The organism is Nostoc sp. NMS4, from assembly GCF_017115095.1.
Taxonomy (GTDB): domain Bacteria; phylum Cyanobacteriota; class Cyanobacteriia; order Cyanobacteriales; family Nostocaceae; genus Nostoc.
This window is the reverse complement of sequence record NZ_JABXKI010000113.1, coordinates 36,032-59,016: the sequence shown is the minus strand read 5'-3', so window position 1 is coordinate 59,016 and position 22,985 is coordinate 36,032. Positions and strand designations below refer to the sequence as shown.

24 protein-coding genes and 1 pseudogene are annotated in these 22,985 nt (G+C 40.4%); 18 read left to right on the top strand and 7 right to left on the bottom strand.

Annotated features, from left to right (window positions below; all coding sequences use genetic code 11):
• Window positions 1-32: 32 nt before the first annotated feature.
• A complete protein-coding gene (locus HWQ37_RS08935) occupies window positions 33-431 on the bottom strand; it encodes an opioid growth factor receptor-related protein (protein WP_292745975.1) in 399 nt (132 codons plus the stop codon).
• Window positions 432-757: 326 nt separating this feature from the next.
• Between HWQ37_RS08935 and HWQ37_RS08925 the strand changes: the two genes are divergently transcribed.
• Complete coding sequence (locus tag HWQ37_RS08925; protein WP_292745973.1) at window positions 758-1,231, top strand: TspO/MBR family protein; 474 nt, start codon at window positions 758-760, stop codon at window positions 1,229-1,231.
• Window positions 1,232-1,321: 90 nt separating this feature from the next.
• Entirely contained in the window at window positions 1,322-1,795 is a 474-nt protein-coding gene (locus HWQ37_RS08920; RefSeq protein ID WP_292745971.1) for a TspO/MBR family protein, read from the top strand.
• A gap of 5 nt (window positions 1,796-1,800) precedes the next feature.
• On the opposite strand, the gene HWQ37_RS08915 is transcribed toward HWQ37_RS08920, so the two are convergent.
• Window positions 1,801-2,508, bottom strand: coding sequence for a M15 family metallopeptidase (locus HWQ37_RS08915; RefSeq protein WP_292745968.1), 708 nt, complete (start codon window positions 2,506-2,508; stop codon window positions 1,801-1,803).
• Between the two features lie 208 nt (window positions 2,509-2,716).
• On the opposite strand from HWQ37_RS08915, the gene HWQ37_RS08910 reads away from it, so the two are divergent.
• Genes HWQ37_RS08910 through HWQ37_RS08900 form a run of 3 tightly spaced genes read left to right on the top strand, consistent with a single transcriptional unit; the run spans window position 2,717 to window position 7,694 of the window.
• Complete coding sequence (locus HWQ37_RS08910; RefSeq protein WP_292745966.1) at window positions 2,717-3,028, top strand: CU044_2847 family protein; 312 nt, start codon at window positions 2,717-2,719, stop codon at window positions 3,026-3,028.
• Window positions 3,029-3,088: 60 nt separating this feature from the next.
• On the top strand, window positions 3,089-4,675 hold the full coding sequence (locus HWQ37_RS08905) for a trypsin-like peptidase domain-containing protein (RefSeq protein WP_292745964.1): 1,587 nt from the start codon (window positions 3,089-3,091) through the stop codon (window positions 4,673-4,675).
• Window positions 4,676-4,712: 37 nt separating this feature from the next.
• Window positions 4,713-7,694 carry an AAA family ATPase gene (locus HWQ37_RS08900; protein WP_292745962.1) on the top strand — a complete coding sequence of 994 codons (2,982 nt, stop codon included), beginning with the start codon at window positions 4,713-4,715 and terminating at the stop codon, window positions 7,692-7,694.
• Window positions 7,695-8,174: 480 nt separating this feature from the next.
• Here HWQ37_RS08900 and HWQ37_RS08895 read toward each other — a convergent pair whose 3' ends face one another.
• Window positions 8,175-8,432, bottom strand: coding sequence for a DUF4926 domain-containing protein (locus HWQ37_RS08895; RefSeq protein WP_292745960.1), 258 nt, complete (start codon window positions 8,430-8,432; stop codon window positions 8,175-8,177).
• Window positions 8,433-8,502: 70 nt separating this feature from the next.
• On the opposite strand from HWQ37_RS08895, the gene HWQ37_RS08890 reads away from it, so the two are divergent.
• The 5 genes from HWQ37_RS08890 (at window position 8,503) to HWQ37_RS08870 (ending at window position 13,579) form a co-directional block, all read left to right on the top strand.
• Window positions 8,503-9,972, top strand: coding sequence for an aminotransferase class I/II-fold pyridoxal phosphate-dependent enzyme (locus HWQ37_RS08890; RefSeq protein WP_292745958.1), 1,470 nt, complete (start codon window positions 8,503-8,505; stop codon window positions 9,970-9,972).
• A 320-nt stretch (window positions 9,973-10,292) separates the two neighbouring features.
• Window positions 10,293-10,940, top strand: a complete 648-nt coding sequence (locus tag HWQ37_RS08885) for a choice-of-anchor A family protein (protein ID WP_292745956.1) — start codon at window positions 10,293-10,295, stop codon at window positions 10,938-10,940.
• Between the two features lie 139 nt (window positions 10,941-11,079).
• The gene (locus HWQ37_RS08880; protein WP_292745954.1) at window positions 11,080-12,099 is read left to right on the top strand and encodes an ABC transporter ATP-binding protein; all 1,020 of its coding nucleotides are present in this window, start codon (window positions 11,080-11,082) and stop codon (window positions 12,097-12,099) included.
• Between the two features lie 154 nt (window positions 12,100-12,253).
• Complete coding sequence (locus HWQ37_RS08875; RefSeq protein ID WP_292745952.1) at window positions 12,254-13,141, top strand: ABC transporter permease; 888 nt, start codon at window positions 12,254-12,256, stop codon at window positions 13,139-13,141.
• 39 nt (window positions 13,142-13,180) lie between these two features.
• Window positions 13,181-13,579: a hypothetical protein gene (locus HWQ37_RS08870; RefSeq protein WP_292745950.1), complete on the top strand. Its 399-nt coding sequence runs from the start codon at window positions 13,181-13,183 to the stop codon at window positions 13,577-13,579.
• Between the two features lie 67 nt (window positions 13,580-13,646).
• Here the strand turns inward: HWQ37_RS08870 and HWQ37_RS08865 are convergent, their stop codons facing one another.
• Window positions 13,647-14,087 (bottom strand): peroxiredoxin, encoded by a 441-nt coding sequence (locus HWQ37_RS08865; RefSeq protein ID WP_099101976.1) that lies wholly within the window; start codon window positions 14,085-14,087, stop codon window positions 13,647-13,649.
• A gap of 194 nt (window positions 14,088-14,281) precedes the next feature.
• On the opposite strand from HWQ37_RS08865, the gene HWQ37_RS08860 reads away from it, so the two are divergent.
• From HWQ37_RS08860 to HWQ37_RS08825, 8 genes and pseudogenes are all read left to right on the top strand, one after another.
• Window positions 14,282-14,686 (top strand): Npun_F0494 family protein, encoded by a 405-nt coding sequence (locus HWQ37_RS08860; RefSeq protein ID WP_292745948.1) that lies wholly within the window; start codon window positions 14,282-14,284, stop codon window positions 14,684-14,686.
• A gap of 304 nt (window positions 14,687-14,990) precedes the next feature.
• Window positions 14,991-16,475 (top strand): cobyric acid synthase CobQ, encoded by a 1,485-nt coding sequence (gene cobQ, locus HWQ37_RS08855; protein ID WP_292745946.1) that lies wholly within the window; start codon window positions 14,991-14,993, stop codon window positions 16,473-16,475.
• Window positions 16,476-16,547: 72 nt separating this feature from the next.
• Window positions 16,548-16,784 carry a 2Fe-2S iron-sulfur cluster-binding protein gene (locus HWQ37_RS08850; RefSeq protein WP_292745944.1) on the top strand — a complete coding sequence of 79 codons (237 nt, stop codon included), beginning with the start codon at window positions 16,548-16,550 and terminating at the stop codon, window positions 16,782-16,784.
• A 127-nt stretch (window positions 16,785-16,911) separates the two neighbouring features.
• Window positions 16,912-17,223: a HigA family addiction module antitoxin gene (locus HWQ37_RS08845; RefSeq protein WP_292745941.1), complete on the top strand. Its 312-nt coding sequence runs from the start codon at window positions 16,912-16,914 to the stop codon at window positions 17,221-17,223.
• Between the two features lie 97 nt (window positions 17,224-17,320).
• A pseudogene (locus HWQ37_RS08840) lies at window positions 17,321-17,532 on the top strand (type II toxin-antitoxin system HicA family toxin).
• Complete coding sequence (locus HWQ37_RS08835; RefSeq protein WP_292745939.1) at window positions 17,525-17,743, top strand: type II toxin-antitoxin system HicB family antitoxin; 219 nt, start codon at window positions 17,525-17,527, stop codon at window positions 17,741-17,743. Before HWQ37_RS08840 ends, HWQ37_RS08835 begins: the two are co-directional and overlap by 8 nt.
• A 160-nt stretch (window positions 17,744-17,903) precedes the next feature.
• Entirely contained in the window at window positions 17,904-18,242 is a 339-nt protein-coding gene (locus HWQ37_RS08830) for a hypothetical protein (protein ID WP_292745937.1), read from the top strand.
• 197 nt (window positions 18,243-18,439) lie between these two features.
• Entirely contained in the window at window positions 18,440-18,859 is a 420-nt protein-coding gene (locus HWQ37_RS08825; protein WP_292745935.1) for a hypothetical protein, read from the top strand.
• A 93-nt stretch (window positions 18,860-18,952) separates the two neighbouring features.
• Here the strand turns inward: HWQ37_RS08825 and HWQ37_RS08820 are convergent, their stop codons facing one another.
• The 3 genes from HWQ37_RS08820 to HWQ37_RS08810 all read right to left on the bottom strand — a co-directional run bounded on the left by HWQ37_RS08820 (window position 18,953) and on the right by HWQ37_RS08810 (window position 21,331).
• Window positions 18,953-19,396, bottom strand: coding sequence for an SRPBCC family protein (locus HWQ37_RS08820; protein WP_292745933.1), 444 nt, complete (start codon window positions 19,394-19,396; stop codon window positions 18,953-18,955).
• A gap of 42 nt (window positions 19,397-19,438) precedes the next feature.
• Window positions 19,439-20,878 carry a 9,9'-di-cis-zeta-carotene desaturase gene (gene zds, locus HWQ37_RS08815; protein ID WP_292745929.1) on the bottom strand — a complete coding sequence of 480 codons (1,440 nt, stop codon included), beginning with the start codon at window positions 20,876-20,878 and terminating at the stop codon, window positions 19,439-19,441.
• Window positions 20,879-21,154: 276 nt separating this feature from the next.
• Entirely contained in the window at window positions 21,155-21,331 is a 177-nt protein-coding gene (locus HWQ37_RS08810) for a ribbon-helix-helix domain-containing protein (RefSeq protein ID WP_292745978.1), read from the bottom strand.
• Window positions 21,332-22,985 lie beyond the last annotated feature (1,654 nt).

Below are 22,985 nucleotides of genomic sequence, written 5' to 3'. Positions count from 1 at the left end.
TGACTTCCGTTTTCTGTAACAATCCTTCCCTGTTATTTATTTGTTTTGAAATAATAAAAACTGGGATGCACCCATTCGCGTTTACGATTCGGATAGTCTTCTGATTGGCTAACCAGTATTTTTCCATCATTACTCTCGTGGCGTTGCAACCCATAAAATTTCAGCATAACGGTGAAGGAACGCAGCAAATTTTGACGTAGGTGTGGGTTGTCTTGAAATGCTTGAATTACTTCCTCATTAACGATGGGTGCATTATGATTGAATGCACTTTGCTCAGGCAAAGGGAACAACCATTGAATGTAATTGTGGACGCACTCTAATTCTTCAAAATCCCAAGCCCACATTTCTTGAATTGTTCGACCTTCTGAATCTTGTTGCTCCCCTAAGTAGAATGGAATAAGCATTGCAGTAAGTTGTTTTTGATGATTCATTGCAAACTACCTTTACAAATCAACATCTTGATTTTGGGCGCGATCGCCTAAAGATAGCTTCAAAGGTAACATTATCTCAAGCAGGACGCGATATAGCGATCGCATCTGGAAAAATAGCATCTAAATCGCGTGTCACTAAAAAAGTCACACGAATCATGTCCTTTTTACTTTTTGCCCCATTCCCAATGCCCATAATTTAAAATCCTGCCAAACGATGTGAAGGTTTCAAACTCAGGGATGATGAGTAATTAGCAATTAAATTGACAAAATCACACTATAAAGAGTGATATTAAGCGATAGATAGCGCTTGTAAAGGAATAACGGGCATGATTAAATCTTGGATGGTGATTGGGGGTGTGGCTTTCTTGGTTGCTTTAGCCGCGAACGTGATTACGCCTAGCGATCGCCAATGGTTCAAGCGTTTACAACGACCAAGATGGCTAACTTTTGAGGGCGCAATTCCCATTATTTGGACTGTAATATTTATTTGCGGTGCTTGGTCAGCTTATATTGTCTGGGAAAAAGACCCAGGAAGCACCTCAACTTGGTTAATCATGGGTTTATATCTGCTATTAGAAATTGTTACCATTGCCTATACGCCTGTAATGTTTAAGCTTCGCAGTCTGAAAGTAGGCACAATTCTCGGTGGCACGGGTTTAGTCATTTGTGCTTTATTGATACTTGCAGTCTTAGGTTTTTCTGGTTGGGCAGCACTATTACTAGTTCCTTATTTACTCTGGAGTCCCATTGGTACTTATACCACTTGGCAGATGATCCGTCTCAATCCTCAAGATGCCTAAGAATCGCCCCAGAGAATGATTAAACATCTAGCCTAAATTGTCAAACTTGCAGTGTATGACTTGACAAAATACACAAAACTTGAGTGCATTATGATTCCATCTTGGATAATAATTGGGGCTGTAACTTTCTCCATCGCCCTTGGGAGTTTCTTAATCACGCCGCGTGATGTTAAATGGTTTGCACATTTAAGTCGCCCTCGCTGGCTAGTTTTTGAACCTCTAATTCCGTTCATCTGGACTGTGATTTTTATCAGTGGTGCAGCTTCAGCGACTATTGTTTGGCAAAAAAACCCCGGAAGCCTAATTACTTGGCTGCTAATGGCTTTGTACCTTTTGGTAGAAATTATCACCGTCGCCTACATACCTATAATGCTCAGGTTTCGCAGTCTCAAAGCTGGAGAAATTCTTGGACTAGTGGGTTTGATTTTAGGCGTTATTTTAGCAATTTGTGTTTTGCCAATGTCTCTAATGGCGGCGTTGCTACTCCTTCCCTATCTAGTTTGGACTCCCATTGGTACTTATACCACCGACGAGTTAAGAGAGTTAAATCCTCAAGATGCATAACGCATCTATGTAAGCCGTCCATAACGTGCTGTAACAGGATTGGCTGGATTAGATTGATTATTCAGCCAAGCCCACATTTGATCGCCGACAGAAAAATGCCACCACTCTCTAGGATTGCGTTGAAAGCCAGCTTTTAACATTACATCTCGCAATAGCTGACGATGAGCATGATACTTTTGTGCTTCTGAGTCGTCGCTATTGGCATAATAATCTGGGTGCGATCGCTCTGACATTTCATCAATGGGCGAACCCATATTTACTATTTGCCCAGTATCATCTACTAGTGTTACATCTACCGCCCCACCAGTACTGTGAGGAGGTGGAGTTTTTTCATCGAAACTCGGTGCAGCCCAAATTGCATAAACCGCTTCCCAAATTTCTTGGCGTTGGTTTGGTGATAACTCCACATTAGTTAGTCCCCTATCCTGAACTGCTTGGGCGAAGCTGTAATCTACCATAAATTGCTGAACTGCGATCGGGCGATAGGCATCAAAGATTTGGATATGCCAGTGAGGATGGAGGAGATTAAGATAATTTTGGGCTTGCAGCAAATTTGCGATCGCGCTTTCACGGAGATAATAAGGAGAGCGATCGCCATAAGGCGCACCTAATTTTTCATAAGGGTGGGGAGATTCCACCGCAAACAATTCTAAAGGAATCTTTATTAGCGGTTCACCACACTCGAAAATTGGGATTTGATGATAAGGTCTCATCTAGTCAACTACACAGGACTTACGCATTTTAACGCAAGCATAGCATTGTGCGTAACGATTCTCTTCTTCCTCTGTGTCCTTTGCGCCTCTGCGTGCAATACCAATTTTTCTCAAATTAATCGCGTCCGAAAAATGTAACAATACCATATACCTTCCTCTCATTCTTCAGGAAGATCCTTGCACTAAAAATTAACATAAAAAAGAAAGTATGGCAGATAAAACCAAAATTATTTCCTTTGAACTTTCTGACGGCAAAATAATTAAAGTAGAGGTTACGCCTATAGGAGAACAACCTGTTTCTGCTGAAACCAGAGTCTTTAAACAAGCGACAGAAATTATTAAATCCATTGCTGAAGATGTCGCAGGTACATTAAAAGATATTAGCGAGACAGTCAAACCAGATAAATTTAGTGTCAAACTAGGTTTACAAATTGGAGTTGAGTCAGGACAACTAACCGCTTTAATTGTGAAAGGAACAGGCACAGCTAACCTGGAAATTACAATGGAATGGAATAAATAACAGTTGATTGCTTTGTAGTTGTGATAATCTTTTTACAAAGATGCTAGGTGAGAGCAATTAATGGGTAACGAAGACAATTTACAACGCTGTACAGTGCGTTTAAATGTTGCCAGTAGTCAGGGAACAGGTTTTTTTGTTGCACCGAATTGGATTCTCACCTGCGCCCATGTGGTCGAATCTGCAAAAGATAACCCTGTACAAGTATTCTGGAAAGCAGGAAACCAGAATTACACCGCTAAAGTTACGCAATTATGCAAATATCCCCTTGATTTAGCCCTTTTACAACTGTACGAGGATTGTTTGCATCATCCCTGTGTTGAATTGGATAACACAGAACCCAATGTCAACGATGATTTATATATTTTCGGTTATCCCAAGAATAGCGAAGTTGATTATTCGCAGGGAGATTCGGCAAGTTTTAAATATGAAGGAATAAGTTTTAAACAGCATATTAAAGAGGATATTATTCTCTATAAGTTAAAGCAAGGGCAAGTTATCTCAGGGTTTAGTGGATCGCCTTTGCTAAATTTACTAACAGGTAAAGTTTGTGGAATTGTGCATCTTTCCCGTGATGAGGGTAACGATTTAGGTGGGCGGGCAGTTTCGGCTCAAGTTATTGTGCAACACTTTCCCGATATTGCTTTACTTAATCAACAATTTCATCAGCCAAAGCCCAAAGGTGATAATCCATTTGAATATGGTCTTCCTGTTCCTCCACAACGTTTTTACGGACGGAGAAGAGAGATATTAGAGATTAAAAACCGCATTGGTGCGATTAGTCCTCAATGTGTCAATTTGGTAGGCTTGCGGCGCAATGGAAAAACCTCTCTATTGCGATATATCAGAGAAAGAATCAGCGAATTTTGTTCGCCAGAACAAAAGCCTTTAGTTGTTTTTTTAGATTTAACGAATGGGAAGTTTCATACTCCAGAGGGGATTATTGAAGGCTTAAGGCGAGGGATTCACAAACTAACAGGGAATTTTCCTTGGTCAAAGGAAGATAATGAAGATGGCTTTGCAGTAGAAGATGGCTTACAGGATTTAGTAAATGAAAGGTATCGTTTAATTATTTTATTGGATGAGTTTGAAGCCATTGCTAGTAAAAAAGATAGATTGGAATTGTTTCAGGATTGGGGAGAAGATTGGCGTTCTAAGGCTTCTGCGGGTTTATTAACAATGGTAATTGCCAGTAAACGCCCTCTTAATGAAGTTTACGAAACTTTGAGTCTGGGTTCTCCATTTGCCAATATTTTCAGTATGACTATTTTAGGGGCATTAGAGGAGGAAGCTTGGCAAAGCATCATCCAGAAAAGATTTTCGCCTAATTCTGCGGTATTACAATGGGTGGATGAGTTAGCAGGAGGGTTGCCCTATTATGTGCAGATGGCGGGGGCGATGTTGTGGCAAAATAGTAATCAAGAAATAGCTAAAAATGAGTTTAATTTTCAAGCAAAGCCCCGTTTTGAAGAACTTTGGAAAGATTTAACGGAAGTTGAACGTTTAGCATTGCGTTATGAGTTGGGAAGGGGTAATTTACCTATTAGCGATCGGGCAATTGTAGATATGCTTCAGCGTCATGGGTTATTACGGAAGAATAGGGGTTTATTTAGCAGTGTTTTTGCAGAGTTTGTGAAAGGTCAAAGATAAAGTAATCAGTCAAAAAATCAGACATTAAATATAAAAAATGTTGTTATTTTTGCGAGAAACTTGGGAACTATTTTGGTGGGCAATGTTTTGTCCTTCAAGGCTTCAACAAAGAATGAATGAATGGTTATATAAAGAAAAAAAAGATGGAGGCAGACGAGACACAAGTTTTATTGATATTTTAGTTTTCGGAAACTTACGATTTCTTAGTCAGTATTTATTATTATTATTTATTTTTCATATTCCTCTGATTTTAAGACTGATTGAACGTAATCAATTATTAGATTGGTTGCAGTTACCTTGTGCAATGTTAATTGCTTATACGACAGGAGTTTTATTTTTACCTTTAGGACTAGTTATCCCTTTGTTGTGGTTGGTAGTTGTATTAGGCGTTCCTGATGAATCATGGGATCATGTCGCTATAATTGAAACGAATTCTCAATCGTCAACTCATCACTATCACTATCAGGTATCTACGCAAATCCTTGTATGGTTAAAGTCCTTTAAAGTTTTACCTCCTTTAGCTCAAGAAGGGATAGTTTTAGGGATAGCTTTTATAGTTTTTGCAGTATTTATATCATTAATTGTTTGGTTAATATTGCAACTGTTAGACAAGCTTCTTTACCTTCCTCGCAATGTGATGGTGGTGGGAGGAACAATCAGTATGATGTTAGGAGCGATGTTAGGAGCGTCGTTAGCAACTCAAAACTGGTTGTTTCTGTTGTTAGTAAGTGGAATAACAGGCTTTCTTCTATTTTCAGCAAGAGAAAGTATAGAAAATATTGATGATTCAGGATTCATGGCGGTCGAAGTTGAGTTCGGAGTGGCATTCGTTGTGGCGTTAGTCGTGGCCTTCGGAGTGGCGGCCGTCATGCCAAGAGACCAGCCGTTCATAGACCGATTCCAAATGGTGTTTGAAGTAGCGTTAGGAGTGGCGTTCGGAGTAGCGTTCGGAGTGGCGTTTGGAGTGGCGCGAGTCGTGGCGTTCGGAGTGGCGTTCGTTGTGGCGTTTGGAGTGGCGTTCAAAGTGGCGCAAGTTGCTACTTTTTTATCGCTTACTTGGTTTTCGGTTGTTGTAGGTTTAATCGCTTTTGCTCTTGCACCAGCAAAAGATAACAGAGTTTTTATCATCACTACAGTGATTTTAATAGCTCTTTCTGCCCAAAATTTAGGATGGCTTTCAGCATTAATTATCCCTGTAACCTTAGTCAGCTATTACAGAATATTTCCTGATTATAGCTTTATCTTTTTAGGTGGTTATTATACATCCTCTAATTTTTTACTAAAACTTTTCAGATTTTCAGATTCAACAATTAGGCGGTTACGTCCCCAAACAGCAAAAATACTTTTTCAATTACCTCCTTACACTAGCGAACTCCTATGGATACCTTTACCTAATCATGCTCAACTTCTTGTTTCTGAATTTCGTAAAAGACCTCAACAAGCTTTAAAAATCTTTCAATATATCCAAACTTTTTCCTTACCAGGATTTCAAATAACCCTACAAAATGCTTTACCACAAATTGTTGCCGACCAACTCAAGCAAATTCAAACTATTCCAGAACTAATCTTTACTGCCAACTCAGACCATCCCATATTACCCTTCCTGATTTCCCCCTTCTATAATCTCGATTTTGATAACTACACCCCCACTCCAGAAACACCTTTACCAAAGGTTAAACCTGAACTTTCTATCCTTCTTCCTCGCTTACAAACTATTATTCAAGATATTCAATCTGCACTTGAAAATCAAAATATACCCCTACGAGAACGAGGATTAAAACGAATCAATGAAAATGTTGATCAATTAAAACGCCAATTACCCTCTCTCGGACTTAAAAACGAAGCCATCAAACGCTGGACACCCGTACTGGAACATTGGCAAAGCGTTATTGAATTAGAACAAAATGAACAAAGCAAACTCTCTCAAGGCGAACTAATCAACCCGTTCCAATATGGAAATCCGGTGCGACCTGACCAAAAAAACTTGTTTAAAGGTCGTCAGGCATTTGCCAATCAAATTCTCCGTCGAGTTTTCGACCGTGACCGACCTACCCTTGTGATACATGGCCCCCGTCGCTGTGGTAAAACTTCCTTTTTGCGGAACTTTCACCGCCTGCTTAACAGTGATATCCTCCCCGTATTTGTGGATATGCAAAGTTCCGCCATTACCACCAGCGAATCTGACTTTTGCTATGGCTTAGTCTATAGAATTCATAAAGACTGCAAAAGTAAACACTTTCAATTACCAAACATTCCTAAACGCACCGATTTTCAAGCTAGTCCCTATACCACCTTAGAAGATTGGTTGGATGAAGCACTTGCCAAAATCGGAGAACGGCGCATCCTTCTCAACCTTGATGAATTTGAAAAAATCGGTACCGCCATCCAAAACGGACAGATAACTTTACGTTTATTTGACCAACTACGCCACTTAATTCAACATTATGAACAACTCAATATTCTCTTTTCTGGGGTGCAAACTTTAGAGGAATTAGGTCCGAATTGGAGTAGCTATTTTATCAGCGTTGTCCCAATAGAAATGCTTTATCTTGAACCTAAAGAAGCCAAGGAATTACTCCTTGAGCCAGATCCAGATTTTGCACTGCGTTACGCTCCAGGCATTGTAAAAGAAGTATTAAAGCTTACCAGTTGTCACCCTTACTGCCTACAATTATTGGGCGCATCAATGGTGAATCAAGCTAACTTTAACCATACTGATTTTATTACTGCTGAACTCTTGCAAGCTTCTATTAATGACGCATTTATTTCCGGTCAACCTTATTTTACAAATATTTGGACAGAATTTACAGGAACTACACCAGAAGAAATGGTAATTGGTCAAGAATTATTATTACAAGTTGCCAAGACAGATATTTTATCACCTATAAATTCTGAAATTGCTGAAAAGGTATTAACCCGCTTGTTGCGTTATCATATTTTACACAAAATCAATGGAGGATATGATTTTGAAATTCCTCTGTTAAAACAATGGGTGAGAGACCGTGCAGTAAAAAGATAATTATTTAAAGTAAGGAATTAGATCATGTCTGCTTGATTACTTATTAAACCCGTAGAACGGTTAGAGGATGTTTTAAAAGTGGTTGGCTGTAATTTTAGGCACTTGTTGATCTCCCACTAACCCCTCTTTTTTAAGCTCGGTCTATACACAACTCGAATTACCCCCCTTAATCCCCCCTTGTAAAGGGGGGAAATAATAAATCTTGTTCCCTCCCCAATACATACGGGGAGGGTTAGGGTGGGGTAAAACCCTGATTAATCAGCTATTTCAGACTTGTGTGTACACCGTAGCCAATACATACGGGGAGGGTTAGGGTGGGGTAAAATCCAGATTCATCAGGTATTTCAGACTTGTGTATACACCGTAGCTGAAAAAAGGGGAGAACCCGAATCAAAGTTCCCCAACTGAGGGGGATTAGGGGGATCTAAAACGTTTTGCTACCGACTAAAGGACTTTTAAAACATCCTATGAAGTAAAAATTTAGGCAATTGCCAAATCATAATGTAAAACTAAAATTTCGTCCGATCTCAAAGTCGCCATTGCATATTCACAGCCTTGAGTATTAGCAAACTCGACTAAATAATGATATTCTTCTTGCTCATACACTTCTACAATTGTTCCAACTTGTCCACTTGGTAAGCTTTTGATAGAAGTATAATCTTCTTCCAGTAGTTGTAATCTCTCAATGGAAATCGGCTTAAGTGTAGCAATAGTATCCAAAAGTTTAATTTTGTTCATTTAACTTCAAAAATGCAGTAATCAAACGTGGATAGGGTTTATTAGCGTTAACGGCTCGTTTTTTCAATAAATGCTCAATCAAAACCAAACACCTCTATTAGATGCCTTAAAAGCTAATGCAGCAAGACCTCATGCGCCTTTTTACACCCCAGGACATAAATTAGGTGAGGGAATTTCTCAACCTTTGGCTGACTTACTTGGCAAAGCCGTCTTTCGTGCTGATTTAACCGAATTAGCAGATTTAGATAATCTCTTTGCACCCCAAGGCGTGATTCAAGAAGCACAACAACTTGCATCAGAGGTATTTGGCGCTTCGCAAACATGGTTCCTTGTCAATGGTTCTACCTGCGGGATTGAAGCAGCAATTCTCGCTACCTGTGGTACGGGCGATAAAATTATTTTGCCTCGAAATGTACATTCTTCGGCGATCGCAGGTTTAATTCTCTCTGGTGCTATACCCATTTTTCTTAATCCTGAATACGATTCAGTTTTAGATATTGCCCACAGCATCACGCCCAAAGCTGTACAATCAGCACTCCAACAGCATCCTGATGCCAAAGCAGTGTTAGTAGTTTATCCAACATATTACGGTGTTTGCGGAGATTTGAGTGCGATCGCCAATATTACCCATCAATATAATATCCCTCTACTTGTAGACGAGGCACACGGCGCACACTTTGCCTTTCATCCCGAATTACCCACTCCAGCTTTAGCCGCAGGTGCTGATTTAACTGTACAATCTATCCACAAGGTACTTGGTGCAATGACACAAGCATCAATGCTGCACATCCAAGGTAATAGGATAGATTGCGATCGCATCAGTAAAGCTTTGCAACTCGTACAATCTACCAGTCCTAGTTATTTACTTTTAGCTTCTTTAGATGCAGCCCGTCAGCAAATGGCACTCCACGGAAAAGTGCTGATGTCTCGCACCTTGCAACTTGCTAATGAAGCTAGAACCAGAATCAATCAAATATCTGGATTATCAGTTTTAAAAATCCCTCAGTTGGGGAAATCTCCCGGCTTTGTAGCTTTAGATAAAACGCGACTAACTGTCACTGTTTCTGATTTAGGTTTAACCGGATTTGCGGCAGATGAAATTCTCGATGAAAAATTAGGTGTGACTGCTGAATTCGCCTCACTACAACATCTCACCTTTATCATTAGTTTGGGCAACACCCCAGCCGATATTAAACAATTAGTGCAAGGTTTCACCACCCTCGCCGAAGAATATAGCCGAAGCAACTTAACTGTTAAAAACCAGGTTTGGCTAAATCTAGATAGAACACTAGATTATGCTTTACAACTTTCTCCCCGTGAAGCTTTTTTTGCTGTCACTGAAATCCTACCTTTGACACAAACCAATAAACGCATCTGTGCTGAAATCGTCTGTCCCTATCCCCCAGGAATTCCGGTGTTAATGCCGGGAGAAGCCATCACCAAATCTGTCCTTGAATACCTACAACAAGTTCAGGCTATGGGAGGATTTATCAGTGGTTGCAATGATATTAGCCTCAAAACTTTGAAAGTTGTAAATTGAAGAAGAATCCAGAATTCAGAATTCAGAATTCAGAATCAAGACGCGACGCTCGATAGCGGAGCGTTAGCGACGAAGGAGTGTCTGACTCGCTTGCCGCCGGCGCTATCCGCTTTTTCGTACAGAATTCATTCTGAATTCTGACTCCTGACTCCTGAATTCTGTTTTGATAAAGTCAATGGTGAATGTACGGTTTTGCAAATAATTTAGAAAAAAATATATAGTATTTATACCAGTGTAAAACTTCAATAAAATAGCTACTAGACTAGTACAATCTTTAATTTATAACCATAGGATCATCTTGATGATTCCGAAACTAGAAGATGAAATCAAAAACTTATTATAGAGGGCTAGTAGCAGCTCCGACTGTAATCACTCTGGCGCTGGGTTTCTCGGCAAGAGCGAATGCAGTTGAGTTAGGTGCTGCCTCTGATTACACAGTTCAACCTTGGGGTGCTATTAACCTTAGTGGTAGTAGTACTGCTTTCAATGTTTTTAATCTTGTCGGCTCATCTGTCTCCAAGACAAACTATTTTGAAATTAAGGGGGACGCAAATTCAACTATCGTTGTCAATATAAGCGGTAAGGATGTGTCACTGCAAAACTTTGGGTTTAATATCATTGGCGCAGATAAACAAAAGGTAATCTACAACTTCTATGAGGCGACAAATCTAACTGCCAGTGGGATTGGCATTCAAGGTAGTATTCTTGCACCTTTGGCGAATTTTAATTTCAACAATGGTCAAGTTAACGGCAATGTGGTAGTGGCTTCTTTGATCGGAAATGGTGAGTCTCACAACTATCTATTTAATGGCGATCTGCCAGATGTCCCAACGAGGTACTACAATCCTCCTAAGCCTCGCACTCGTATTCAGGTTCCGGAACCTGCAAATCTTCCAGGTTTAGGATTAATTGCTGTAGTATTTGGTTTGTTTCGCTACAAACGCAATCAAGTAACTTGTTTAGAATAGTTAAAAATTTTTGGCAGCATAGCGCATGAAGCGAAATTGTTTATAGATTTTCGCTCATGCGCTATTTCCTTGCTCTCTACCTTCTACAATAGGGATAGATAGACTTTATTGAGATTTGTATAGTTGGGGATCGGCTGTCATGGCTCCCGCCGTTTTAATTCAAAATCTGCAAAAACGTTACGGTACAGTGGTTGCCGTCCAAGATGTTTCCTTTCAGGTAGAACCAGGAGAAATTTTTGGTTTACTAGGCCCCAACGGTGCTGGGAAAACTACTACCTTGCGTGCTTTGTGTACGCTGACCACACCGGATGCTGGCAAAATCGAAGTATCTGGCATCTCTGTGTTAGATAATCCTAGAGTGGCAAGACAACGACTAGGTTATGTAGCCCAGGAAGTCGCTATAGATAAGGTGTTAACTGGAAAAGAACTGCTGCAATTGCAAGCAGCACTTTATCACCTCCCAGGCGCAGTAGCCAAACAGCGTATTGAGACGGTATTAGATTTACTCGGTTTGCAAGAATACGCCAATAAAAAGACAGGAACATACTCAGGCGGTTTACGCAAGCGCCTAGACTTGGCTGCTGGATTGCTCCATGCACCGGATGTTTTGGTGTTGGATGAGCCAACTGTAGGACTTGACATAGAAACACGTTTTGTGGTATGGGATTTCCTAAGAAAATTACGCGCCTCTGGGACGACGGTAGTAATTACCAGCCATTACTTAGAAGAAATTGACGCTCTAGCCGATCGCGTGGCAATTATAGATCGGGGCGTTGTAATTGCCAGTGGTACACCATCGCAATTGAAAGATCAAGTAGGGGGCGATCGCATCACCTTGCGAATCCGCGAGTTTTCCCCCATTGAAGAAGCTGAAAAAGCGAAAAACCTCCTAAAACCTTTGTCCTTTGTCCAAGAAGTCATCATCAACAGCGCTCAAGGTAATTCACTCAACTTGGTAGTGACACCACAAAATGATGTTCTCATTAACATACAGCAAGCGCTAAACACTGCCGGTTTCCCCATATTTGGCATCGCCCAATCTCGCCCCAGCCTCGATGACGTTTATCTCGCCGCCACAGGACGCACCTTATTAGATGCAGAACTGGCAGCCGTCGCCACCCGCGATCCGAAAGCTGAGAAGAAGCAGAATATGAGATAGGGAATGGGGGATGAGGGAGACAAGGGAGACAAGGGAGACAAGGGAGACAAGGGGATAAACAAAACTCCTAACTCCTAATTCAGCACTCAGCACTCCCCACTCAGCACTCCTAACGCCCAATCTAAAATTTCAAAATCCAAAATCCAAAATTGCTATGAGTGTTACTCCTAAATCTGATATCAATTGGCAGCCATTAGCATCGCCGCAAGCAGATGTTAATACTGCACCTAACTTTTTCGGTGAATTAATACAAGAGACGTTGGCTTTAACTCGTCGCTTGTTTATTCAGTTGCAACGCCGTCCCTCATCTTTGGTTGCTGGAATTATTCAGCCAGTAATGTGGTTAGTGCTATTTGGCGCTTTGTTCCAAAATGCTCCCAAAGGTATATTTGGCAATACAACAAATTACTGCCAATTTTTGGCGGCTGGCATCATTGTGTTTACAGCCTTTGCTGGGGCGCTGAATGCTGGTTTACCAGTCATGTTTGACCGCGAGTTCGGCTTTTTGAATCGTTTACTCGTAGCACCCTTAGCATCACGATTTTCTATTGTTTTTGCTTCGGCAATCTTTATCATCAGCCAAAGTTTGCTGCAAGCTGCCGTAATTGTAGTGGCGGCGGCATTCTTGGGCGCTGGACTTCCAGATATAGCGGGTTTAAGTGCGATCGCACTAATTGTTTTACTCTTAGCTTTGGGTGTAACAGCCATCTCTCTCGGTTTAGCTTTCGCTCTACCCGGACACATTGAATTGATTGCAGTGATTTTCGTCACTAACCTACCATTATTGTTTGCAAGTACAGCTTTAGCACCTCTATCCTTCATGCCTCAGTGGTTGCAGGTTGTAGCTACCCTAAATCCTCTCAGTTATGCGATCGAACCAATACGCTATCTCTATTTCCATAGTAGCTGGGGACTAGGTAGTGTAGTAATGCAGGCCCCTTGGGGTGATGTTACCTTTGGAGGAGCATTGCTGGTATTGTTTGGCTTTGCCCTAGTCGCCTTAGTGAGTATTCAACCCCAGCTGCGGCGAACTCTGGCTTAAAAAGATAAAATAGATAAATTTTAGGTAGGGTCAAAACCCATGAAAAAACCATTTTTACAAATTACTAGACTCTTTGTAGCTACGGCAGCAGGAATTAGCTTTGCCTCCTTGCTCATGGCTCAACCAAGTTCGGCTCAAGTCACCAGCCCAACTGATGCTTTCCCCAGTAATAGTACAACAGACCAAAACACCGATCCTTTCGCCCGTTCCAACTCAGACAATTTCAATATGTTCGATCTGATTCATCGGGCAAATTTCGGGACTCTCAACTGGGATTCTAACCAACAAAACGAAGAACTAAACTCAGCAGCAGCAGCCTTTAAAGCAAGGCAACAAAAATTAATTCGAGGTCAACAACAGCAACCAACCCTCAGTTTGCCAACGGTTACACAACCATCAGTTACGCCGCCATTGCTGACACCACCATCAGGTAACTGAATCAAACAAAGAACCCCAAACCTTTAGAGGCTTGGGGCTAAGACTATTTAATAAAATCCTGAATTAATCAGATCAGCCCAAGTGCAGCTAAAACATCGCTAGCATGGGTGGTGGTATTTACAGCACTGTCAACATGGGTAATTTTGCCGCTGGGGTCAATTACGTAGGTGACGCGCTTGGCATAACCGCCGCCATCCACATCGAAAGCTTTGATTAGGGATTTGTCGCTGTCAGCCAGTAGAGGAAAATTCAAATTATATTTTTGGGTGAATGCCTGATGGGAGACTTCATCATCTGCACTAACTCCCAAGATGACAATATCTTTACCTTGATATTGAGACTGGGCATCCCGAAAACTACAGGCTTGTTTGGTGCAGCCCGGTGTGTCATCTTTGGGGTAAAAATACAAAACAACTGTCTTCCCGGCAAAATCAGATAATGATACTGTGTTGCCGTTTGTATCTTTGGCGGTAAATGCAGGTGCATCCGTACCAACTGCTAGAGGCATAATTAACCTTTCCTGTTTCAGATTGTTGATGCACTTGAAATTTTACATTAATTTATAATGTTTAAATATAATTACTAAAAAATAGGATAAATATACTTTCGGTAACTAATTTTGGTTTAATGCGGTATTTGGTACAAGAAAAAATATATTCTTAAATTAACCTTTGTTAGAAGAAAAATTTCTACCAATACACAATGGCTGCTGTTGATTCCCAAAACCCAAATATTTTTGTCTATCCTCAAAGCACAGTAGAAAGAGCCGAGCGATCGCTAGTGTGTTCGCCTTTTAATGTATCTTTATTTGAAGTGATGGGACACCAGAGCGTGTCATTAACTGCGATCGCCCTAGAAAATGGACTCAAGCAGGGCTATACTAAGCGCCCTTTATCAGAATTAGCCTGTGATAACGCCTTGGGCTGGCTGATTCAAGTAGGTGTATTGCGTCGGGAAGTCGATGGACAGGGGATTACAGATGGTTTTCGCCTCACTCCCTTGGGTCGCCAGTTAGTCGAACAGTACCAGGGAAAAAATTGGCGGACTCCTTCATGGCGCGATCGTTTTTATGATGCTGTGATTCGTTGGTTACGGATACCTTTTTAGAATAAAAAATCCAAGAGTTAGGATTAGGGAATCAAAGGGAACAATATACACGGAAACATCACATCTATTCATGAAGTCTTTACCATAACCATCTATGTGATGCGGAATTGGGCATTGGGAAGAGAACAAAGGGGACAAGGGGGACAAGGGGGACAAGGTAGCAATCTTTCTCCCTTGTCTCCCCCCTCTCCCTTGTCTCCCTTATCTCCCTGCCTCCTGCCTTTTAACTGATGAATGGATTGTCATATAACTGTTCGCTCCTAAAAATTAATCCTGTATCTTGAAAAACTAAGTGATAGCAACTATGAAATCAATTATGGTAGTGGGGACAACATCTCATGCAGGGAAATCACTTTTAACTACAGCTATTTGCCGCATTCTGTCGCGGCGTGGTTGGCGAGTGGCTCCCTTTAAAGGTCAAAATATGGCTTTAAATGCTTATGTCACTGCCAGTGGTGGAGAAATTGGCTATGCTCAAGCAGTGCAAGCTTGGGCGGCGGGAGTCGTGCCTTGGGTAGAAATGAACCCAATTTTACTCAAACCTCAAGGGGATATGACTTCTCAAGTAATTATCAAAGGTAGGTCTGTAGGTAAAGTGAGTGCCTCAGATTACTACGAGCAATATTTTGAATTGGGGTGGCGGACGATTGAAGAATCGCTTCAGCATTTAGGAACAGAATTTGACATGGTGGTTTGTGAAGGTGCTGGTAGTCCAGCAGAAATTAACCTCAAGCACCGCGACTTAACTAATATGCGGGTGGCAAAATATTTGAATGCGCCAACCATGTTAGTAGTTGATATCGATCGCGGTGGTGCTTTTGCCCATGTGGTAGGCACTCTAGAGTTATTGGAACCAGATGAACGCGCCTTAATTAAGGGTATAGTAATTAATAAATTCCGAGGGCAGCGATCGCTCTTAGATCCGGGGATCAAATGGTTAGAAGAACGCACAAAGATCCCCGTTATCGGTGTTATACCTTACTTGCAAGAAATGTTTCCAGCAGAAGACTCCCTAGACCTGCTAGAACGTCAATCGTCGTCGAATAAACCCCAAACTGACCTCAACATTGCCGTCATCCGCTTACCAAGAATTGCCAATTTTACCGACTTTGACCCACTGGAATCAGAAAGTACAGTTTCCGTTAAATACTTAAGCCCGAAGCAAGATTTGGGACATCCTGATGCCGTAATTATCCCAGGTACAAAGACCACAATTGCTGACTTGCTACTGCTGCAAAAAAGCGGCATGGCAGAAGCTATCCAACACTATGCTGCTTCTGGGGGAACGGTTTTAGGTATCTGCGGTGGCTATCAAATGCTTGGGCAAATCATCGCTGACCCAGAAGGGATAGAGGGACAAGCTGGCAGATTTCAAGGGTTAAATCTTTTACCAATTAGAACTGTAATTACAGGCCAAAAAATCGCTCGCCAGCGCCAAGTTAGCTCAAATTATCCACAACAAGGTTTGCCAGTTAATGGCTTTGAAATCCACCAAGGGCGATCGCGCATTGAACAGCAAGGTATAGATCCCCAATCCTACCATGCCCTATTTGACGATATTAATTTAGGGTTAGTGGATAGTTGTCAATCGGTGTGGGGTAGTTATCTCCACGGGCTTTTTGATAATGGGCCTTGGCGACGCGCTTGGTTAAATCGCCTTCGTCAACAGAGAGGTTTAAAATCTTTGCCCACCGGTGTTGCTAACTATCGGGAACAGCGAGAGCAGATTTTGGACTCTTTAGCCATTGAAGTTGATAGCCATTTAGATTTAAGTCTATTTTTGTCTTAAACTAGGCTCTGATCTCACTTTGAGACTCTCTTAATTACGAATTACGAATTACGAATTACGAATTATTATCTGATGATTGTTCGTGTCCGCTTTTTACCAGATGATGTCACAGTAGATGCCGAAGTGGGAGAAGCCCTCTTAGATGTAGCAAACCGGGCTGGGGTATTTATTCCCACCGGTTGTCTAATGGGGTCTTGTCACGCTTGCACTGTCGAATTAGAGGATGGAGAGATCGTTCGCGCTTGTATCACCGGAGTACCACCACGCGAAGAATTGACGATTAATTTGTTTAGCGACCCAACTTGGTAATGTCCCTCCTGTTATTGAATAAGGATTGGTATGCTACGCAATGGCGAATTTGTTTCAATTGGCCAGACGAAGAATCTAAACCTTTCAACATCGAAATTACAGACTATCATTCTTAAAGAATAACAACATGGCACGGCCACCTATCCATCCTGGAAAAATTCTTGCTGATGAGCTTCATGAATTGCAGATGAGCGCAAGTGAGTTAGCACGTATTCTTCATGTAGCAACAAATCGTATTACTGAAATAATTAATGGTGAACGGGCAATTACTGCTGACGCAGCATTACGATTAGGCCAATGGTTTGGCACTGGTGCCGAGTTGTGGATGAATTTACAAAAGAATTATGAGCTTAGACTAGCTGAAGAAAAAATGGGTGAAGAAATTCAGGCAACTATTTCGCCCCGGATATTATCTGAGTACAAGCAAGTCAATGCATAAACAAAAATCTAATCAATCATTAGATTTTTGGGATAGACAGCAAGAAACTTTGACCCATTGTTTCTTGGTGCGGCGATCGCATTTTTTAATAAAATTAATGCCAAAGAAAATCCGGGAACTGAAGCAAATGCTTTCCCAAGTAGGTTTTACAGAAGTCCCAGGAAAAGGAAGTCATACTAACTGGGTGCATCCCCTCTATAGTGGAAAAATAACCATTTCAGGCAAAGACGGAGCAAATGCTTTAAACGCTATCAAGAGGAGGAAGTAAAACAGGCAATTGAGGAAGTAGAAGGGAAAGAAGATGAGTAAACTGAAGTACCAAATGATTATTCAATGGTCTGAAGAAGATAATTGTTTTTTGGTAGGATTCCCTGATTTTTCAGGACAACGCTGGCGAACTCATGGGGATACTTACGAGTTGGCTGTGGCAAATGGAATTGAAGCCTTAGAGTCTCTAATTATTGCTTACGAAGCTACGGGTGATCCACTTCCAGAACCAACAGTAAATAGGGTGCGTTAACGCACTTTACTAGGTTGTAACTAATGCTTAACAATTTGCGCGATCGGGGCTTATTTTGGTTTAAATAGTATTTTTACGTATTATTACTGATTTTTTACATTTAAAGAATTTTTATATTTAAGGACTAGGAATCTTATCCTCACAACAGGCAATAGTTAATATGTCAAATCCAAGAGTTGCAAAAATTATACGTAGATTTAGAGTATCAAGAAACATAGAACACTACCAAGAGTTTGTAAATGATGGCTACAACTATATACTCAATCCAGTAAGCAAGGAATTACATCGTGTTGATCTAAGTGATTTCTTTGGTTCTCACGATAATCTTAGATTCGCTAATTTGGAAGAGTTCTGGGGTATTTATAATTTAGACGATGATAGCCCAATTCACGATTGTCAGGACGGTACAGAAATCCCGCTCTACTGCCATCAAACCAATGAGTTTATTGAAAATTATACACTCAATAAATGTAAACACTGTTTTCCAGCCAAGTGTTAACCATTAAAACTATTCAGAATTAAAGTTTGCATTTACTGAGCAAAGGTACAACCACGCTATAACCCAAGCTGATCGCACCTACTACTAGCTAGTGACTAATACTCCACAATTTGTGCGATCGCAGGTTATTTTGGTTTAAATAGTATTTTTCCGTGTTATCACGGTTATTTTATATTTTTAAGAATTTGTATAGTTTAGTGAATAATCAGATTGTTGTAAATATATATTTAAATGAGGTAATAAAAGTGCCATTAGGATTATTTGAAGAGGGTTTTCGCTTAAGTCAAAAAGGAATAGATTGGCTGGAAGAATGGAATACTGAAGCAGAAATAGCTACCAGTATTTCTCAAATCGCTCAAAAAGTTGTTGAAATATTGGTCAATGTCCCAGGTATGACTCAAGCCCACAGTAGAGATTTCAGAAGAGCAACACCTATTTTTACTCTTAAAGATGGTACTGTAATTAAAATTTTTATTAATCCGGCTCACGTCAAGCATATCTTTTTAGCTGACAGCAATAACAAAATGCTTTTTGGTGGTTATGTAGGTTGGATTCACACAAAAGGATTGAATCAAGCTATAGAAAAGATAAAGCACTCTCTAACTTCTACTTCGTAATAAAGACACGCAATTAAAAAATCCATATTTTTCCTATCAGACAGCAAGAAACTTTTACAGTTTGTTTCCTACTGCCTGGTTTTGCTATCTATATCAATTAGCTTTAACATTCAGCGCGTATTCTTTAAACCTTTCCAAATCAGCTTGAATCGTTGATTCAACTATCCTTCCCAAAAACAAGTTATCCATAATTTTGCCAATAATGCCGGGGATAGCGTAGGAAATAGTCATTTTCACAATGCTACTATTGCCGCGATCGTAAAAGCGAATCGCTCCCTGATTCGGCAAACCATCAACCGATTCCCATTGAATAATTTGGTTAGGAATAACTTTGAGAATTCGGGATTGCCAATTAAATTCTAGACTGCCAGTCTTTAATTTCCAAAGAGATATATCTGGATTATCTGGCGGAATTTTCACTGAATCAATCCACTTCATCCACCGAGGCATTTGCTCTAAATCAGACCAGAGGCTCCATACTAAATCTATGGGAGCCTCTACTTCTACCTGCACAGTATGCTCTAACCAGTCTGGCATCTCTACTTCTTCCTTTGCGCTCTTTGCGTCCTTGGCGGTTCGTTATTTCTTCAAACTTTCCAAAATCACTTTTGCCGCCCGCCGTCCAGAAATAGTAGCACCTTCCATACTGTCGATGTAATCTTGCTGAGTATAACTCCCTGCAAGGAAGAAATTATCTACTGGTGTTTTTTGGTTGGGACGGTATGCATCCATCCCTGGCGCTTCCCGGTAGAGAGACTGAGCAAGCTTTACAACACTGTACCAAGTCATATTTAGCTCCCGCGATGAGGGAAAGAGTTCATGAACTTGCTTGAGGACATTCTGTGCGATCGCTTCATTACTTTGTCCAATAAACGGATCTCCCGGTGTCAGCACTAGCTGTAACAAAGATCCCTGTCCTGGGCGATAATAATCAGCGGGGCTAGTCAACGCTAAATCGGCAAAACAAGAAAAGTCAGCATCGGCTGTGTAAAGTAAATTATCGATTCCAGCCGCATGATTTAGCTGTTTACGTTCCTCTCCATCGTTCAGTTCTGTCACCCAACCATCAAAGCGTAACTGCACTGTAGCCACTGGTACTGCATCCAGTTTGTAAATATTGTCAAATTCTGACCACTTACGCCACTCCTGGGGTAATATGCGTTGAATTCCTGGAACATCACAGGCAAAAACATAAGCATCAGCAGCGATCGTTTCTACTGCATCACCTTGGGCAACTACTATACCAGTGACACGGGTTTTTTCAGCTGACTCAGTAAACTGAATTTCCCGAACTTGTCGGCGCGTGTAAATTTTAGTGCCTCTAGCTTCCAGATATTCCAGAATCGGCTTGTGTAAATATTCAGATGGAGAACCTTCTAGCATTCGCAAAACTGAAGCTTCAGTTCTAACTGCAAATAGCTGGAATATGGTTAACATACAACGGGCAGACATATTTTCGCAATCAATAAATCCCAATGCGTAAGCAATGGGGTTCCATAAGCGCTTGATGCTGCCGTTACTTCCACCATGACTGCGGAACCAATCGGCAAAGCTAACTTTATCTAAATTGCGGATAGTTTTCATCGCCCCATTAAAGTCTACCAATCCGCGAACTATCGGACTAGTACCCAATGCGATCGCATTTTGCAATTTATCCTGCAACGATAGTTGGGAAGTCGTGAAAAATGCCTTTAACCCATTGAAAGGCGCACCTGTAATAAAGCGAAAATCTAAAGCACCAGTGCGCCCCCCTTTATTAATAAAAGTGTGGGTATGTTCCTTGAGGCGTAAGTTTTCTAACACCCCCACTTTTTTCATTAAGTCAAATAGTTGGTAGTAGCACCCGAAAAATACATGCAACCCCATTTCTAGATGGTTGCCATCTCCATCAACCCAACTGCCAACTTTACCACCGACAAACGGACGAGACTCAAAAATCTCTATTTCACAACCAGCATCAGCTAGATCTACTGCGGTTGCTAGTCCAGCCAGTCCCGCACCTACGATTGCAACGCGCATTCCGTCGTTCCTTTTCAGTTTCTTTACAGATTGTAACTGGGTTGGTGTCGGAATTTGCTACTTAATATCAACTCCAGCAGCATATTAAGGCTTGCCAATGTTGATACTAAAATATCTTTGATTACTTCTTTTAGTTTTGGCAAATGACCAGACGCGATAAAAACGCGCCTGTGTCATCTAGACAAACTTTTGTCCATAGTAGCGGACTCTCAAAAGTATCATAGATATTTTTTTGGTGAGAAAGCAGTTTTCTGGATAAGTCGTGAAACTAACTTCTTAGTTGTTTGCATCTTTGCTGTCGTCAGAGAAAGGCAAACTTCTAATCAGTTCACGAATCACGTCAGTTGCGGGTCTACCTGTTTGTTGACAATATTTTTCTAGCTTTTCCGCTTCCTGCGTTGCGAGATTAACTGTTATGCGTTTAACGGCCCATTTTTTATTTGTCATTGCTATCATGCTATCTGCTGTATATTTAGATGGTCGAAAGAGTCTAAATTAATGAGGGAACCGATAAGGTTATCAGAGTTTGTCTCAGGAAACAAGTAATACCATTAATATTAAAAATGTTAGTTTTGTCAAACGAGCGATCATTTTCTAAAAAAATTAAAATACTAGACTTTATTTGTTACCATTGTGACAGCATAAATAGCGCATAGTTGCTTTTGAAGATAATAACCGTACTAACAGCATCATTAAAGCCTGACCATAAAATTTTATAAATGAATTCGAGACATCTACTGTTGACTCAATGAAGATTGCCAAAGTTATTCTCCATTAAAAGCATTTGACCTTCTCTGTTAACTAAGTTCGCCAAACCCGCTTGGAGAGAACATCCCCTAGAACCCCAAAAATAAAGCTTTGCTATTCATTGTCATGCTGAAATACTGACTTGTAGGCGGGTTGGAGTGGTGTGTATAGAGCGTGAATAGTCACTTATAAAGTAGGCAAATAAGCGACAAATACCCATCTGTAGCCTGACTGTAACTAAGGAGTTAATAGCTGCTTGAACGGTTATAAATTTTGGCTTATCTCGATCAAGCTGATTGCTTTTCAGTACCAATATAGTAGGCAGAAAAAGGGAACACAAATCAGTCTACTGAGTATAGATAGCCAACTAATCTGGTAAACTTTAACAGAAGTATCTGTAATTTCACACAGACGAATTAATCCCGAATAGATGTGATGTTATTTGACTGTTGCCGATAATAATATTTTAGTTTTGCTTCATACTTTGAAAATAGTTTCTCATCACTATGCAATGAAATCTTGCATATTTTCATCTTCCTTCTAGCGATAGATTTTTCTTTAAAATCAGCGATTTTTTACGATTATTTAGTACTAATCTATCTGGAGGTTATATAAATCATTTTTAGCCAAGTCCTGCGCTATAATTTTGACATAAAATCTTTCCCTCATCTCTAAACCAAAATATTAATTGCTGCCAATAAATTTCTATTTACAACTATTTTCTATTCGGTAAGTATACCTACAAAAAGAATCGTATCTTTTAGTTTCTTCGGCAGTGTGTTTATTATAGCTATTATTTACGCACTTTAAATAATCTTCATTTACGCAATAACTAAACTATTTTTTATTCTTTATAAAAAAATTACAAAGAAAAAGATATCTATCTGAACTTTTGCTTAATGATATTGATATATAACAGGATGCTAAACTCAAAAACTTGTTAAAAAAAAAGATTTCAATATCTAAGTACATCAGTTAGGTTTGATTCAAGCAGTCTTTGTAGATAATTTTTTAGGTTTTTGTAGTTATTTATACTGAGAATTATTTCCCTAAAATAACTGAAAACTATGAAAATACAGGTACTTCATGAAATTTAGGTAAAGTTAGCTTCTCATGATTAGTCACCTATTAGTTTTGACACATACATGAATATTCATTACAAAATGCCGCGCCTTGATAGGTACGTGGATGACGGAACCGGAAATGCTCTGCCTCCTGGCTAAAAGACTGGCTACAAGTCAATACAGTTCAGATAAGCCCAAAACAATTGTAGAGACGGCGATTTATCGCGTCTCGAAAACCCAAAATTGTTGCCAGTAGCCCTTAACCCAAGCGTATTGGGCTATAAGTCAATAGGCGC

Coding starts and splice junctions, on each gene's coding strand:
- HWQ37_RS08910 (WP_292745966.1), top strand. CDS start 2,717: ATGGCAGATAAAACCAAAATTATTTCCTTTGAACTTTCTGACGGCAAA.
- HWQ37_RS08935 (WP_292745975.1), bottom strand. CDS start 431: ATGAATCATCAAAAACAACTTACTGCAATGCTTATTCCATTCTACTTA.
- HWQ37_RS08875 (WP_292745952.1), top strand. CDS start 12,254: ATGAGTGTTACTCCTAAATCTGATATCAATTGGCAGCCATTAGCATCG.
- HWQ37_RS08820 (WP_292745933.1), bottom strand. CDS start 19,396: ATGCCAGACTGGTTAGAGCATACTGTGCAGGTAGAAGTAGAGGCTCCC.
- HWQ37_RS08925 (WP_292745973.1), top strand. CDS start 758: ATGATTAAATCTTGGATGGTGATTGGGGGTGTGGCTTTCTTGGTTGCT.
- HWQ37_RS08880 (WP_292745954.1), top strand. CDS start 11,080: ATGGCTCCCGCCGTTTTAATTCAAAATCTGCAAAAACGTTACGGTACA.
- HWQ37_RS08865 (WP_099101976.1), bottom strand. CDS start 14,087: ATGCCTCTAGCAGTTGGTACGGATGCACCTGCATTTACCGCCAAAGAT.
- cobQ (WP_292745946.1), top strand. CDS start 14,991: ATGAAATCAATTATGGTAGTGGGGACAACATCTCATGCAGGGAAATCA.
- HWQ37_RS08870 (WP_292745950.1), top strand. CDS start 13,181: ATGAAAAAACCATTTTTACAAATTACTAGACTCTTTGTAGCTACGGCA.
- HWQ37_RS08835 (WP_292745939.1), top strand. CDS start 17,525: ATGAGTAAACTGAAGTACCAAATGATTATTCAATGGTCTGAAGAAGAT.
- HWQ37_RS08900 (WP_292745962.1), top strand. CDS start 4,713: ATGTTGTTATTTTTGCGAGAAACTTGGGAACTATTTTGGTGGGCAATG.
- HWQ37_RS08860 (WP_292745948.1), top strand. CDS start 14,282: ATGGCTGCTGTTGATTCCCAAAACCCAAATATTTTTGTCTATCCTCAA.
- HWQ37_RS08915 (WP_292745968.1), bottom strand. CDS start 2,508: ATGAGACCTTATCATCAAATCCCAATTTTCGAGTGTGGTGAACCGCTA.
- HWQ37_RS08890 (WP_292745958.1), top strand. CDS start 8,503: ATGCTCAATCAAAACCAAACACCTCTATTAGATGCCTTAAAAGCTAAT.
- HWQ37_RS08845 (WP_292745941.1), top strand. CDS start 16,912: ATGGCACGGCCACCTATCCATCCTGGAAAAATTCTTGCTGATGAGCTT.
- HWQ37_RS08885 (WP_292745956.1), top strand. CDS start 10,293: ATGAAATCAAAAACTTATTATAGAGGGCTAGTAGCAGCTCCGACTGTA.
- zds (WP_292745929.1), bottom strand. CDS start 20,878: ATGCGCGTTGCAATCGTAGGTGCGGGACTGGCTGGACTAGCAACCGCA.
- HWQ37_RS08895 (WP_292745960.1), bottom strand. CDS start 8,432: ATGAACAAAATTAAACTTTTGGATACTATTGCTACACTTAAGCCGATT.
- HWQ37_RS08905 (WP_292745964.1), top strand. CDS start 3,089: ATGGGTAACGAAGACAATTTACAACGCTGTACAGTGCGTTTAAATGTT.
- HWQ37_RS08920 (WP_292745971.1), top strand. CDS start 1,322: ATGATTCCATCTTGGATAATAATTGGGGCTGTAACTTTCTCCATCGCC.
- HWQ37_RS08830 (WP_292745937.1), top strand. CDS start 17,904: ATGTCAAATCCAAGAGTTGCAAAAATTATACGTAGATTTAGAGTATCA.
- HWQ37_RS08850 (WP_292745944.1), top strand. CDS start 16,548: ATGATTGTTCGTGTCCGCTTTTTACCAGATGATGTCACAGTAGATGCC.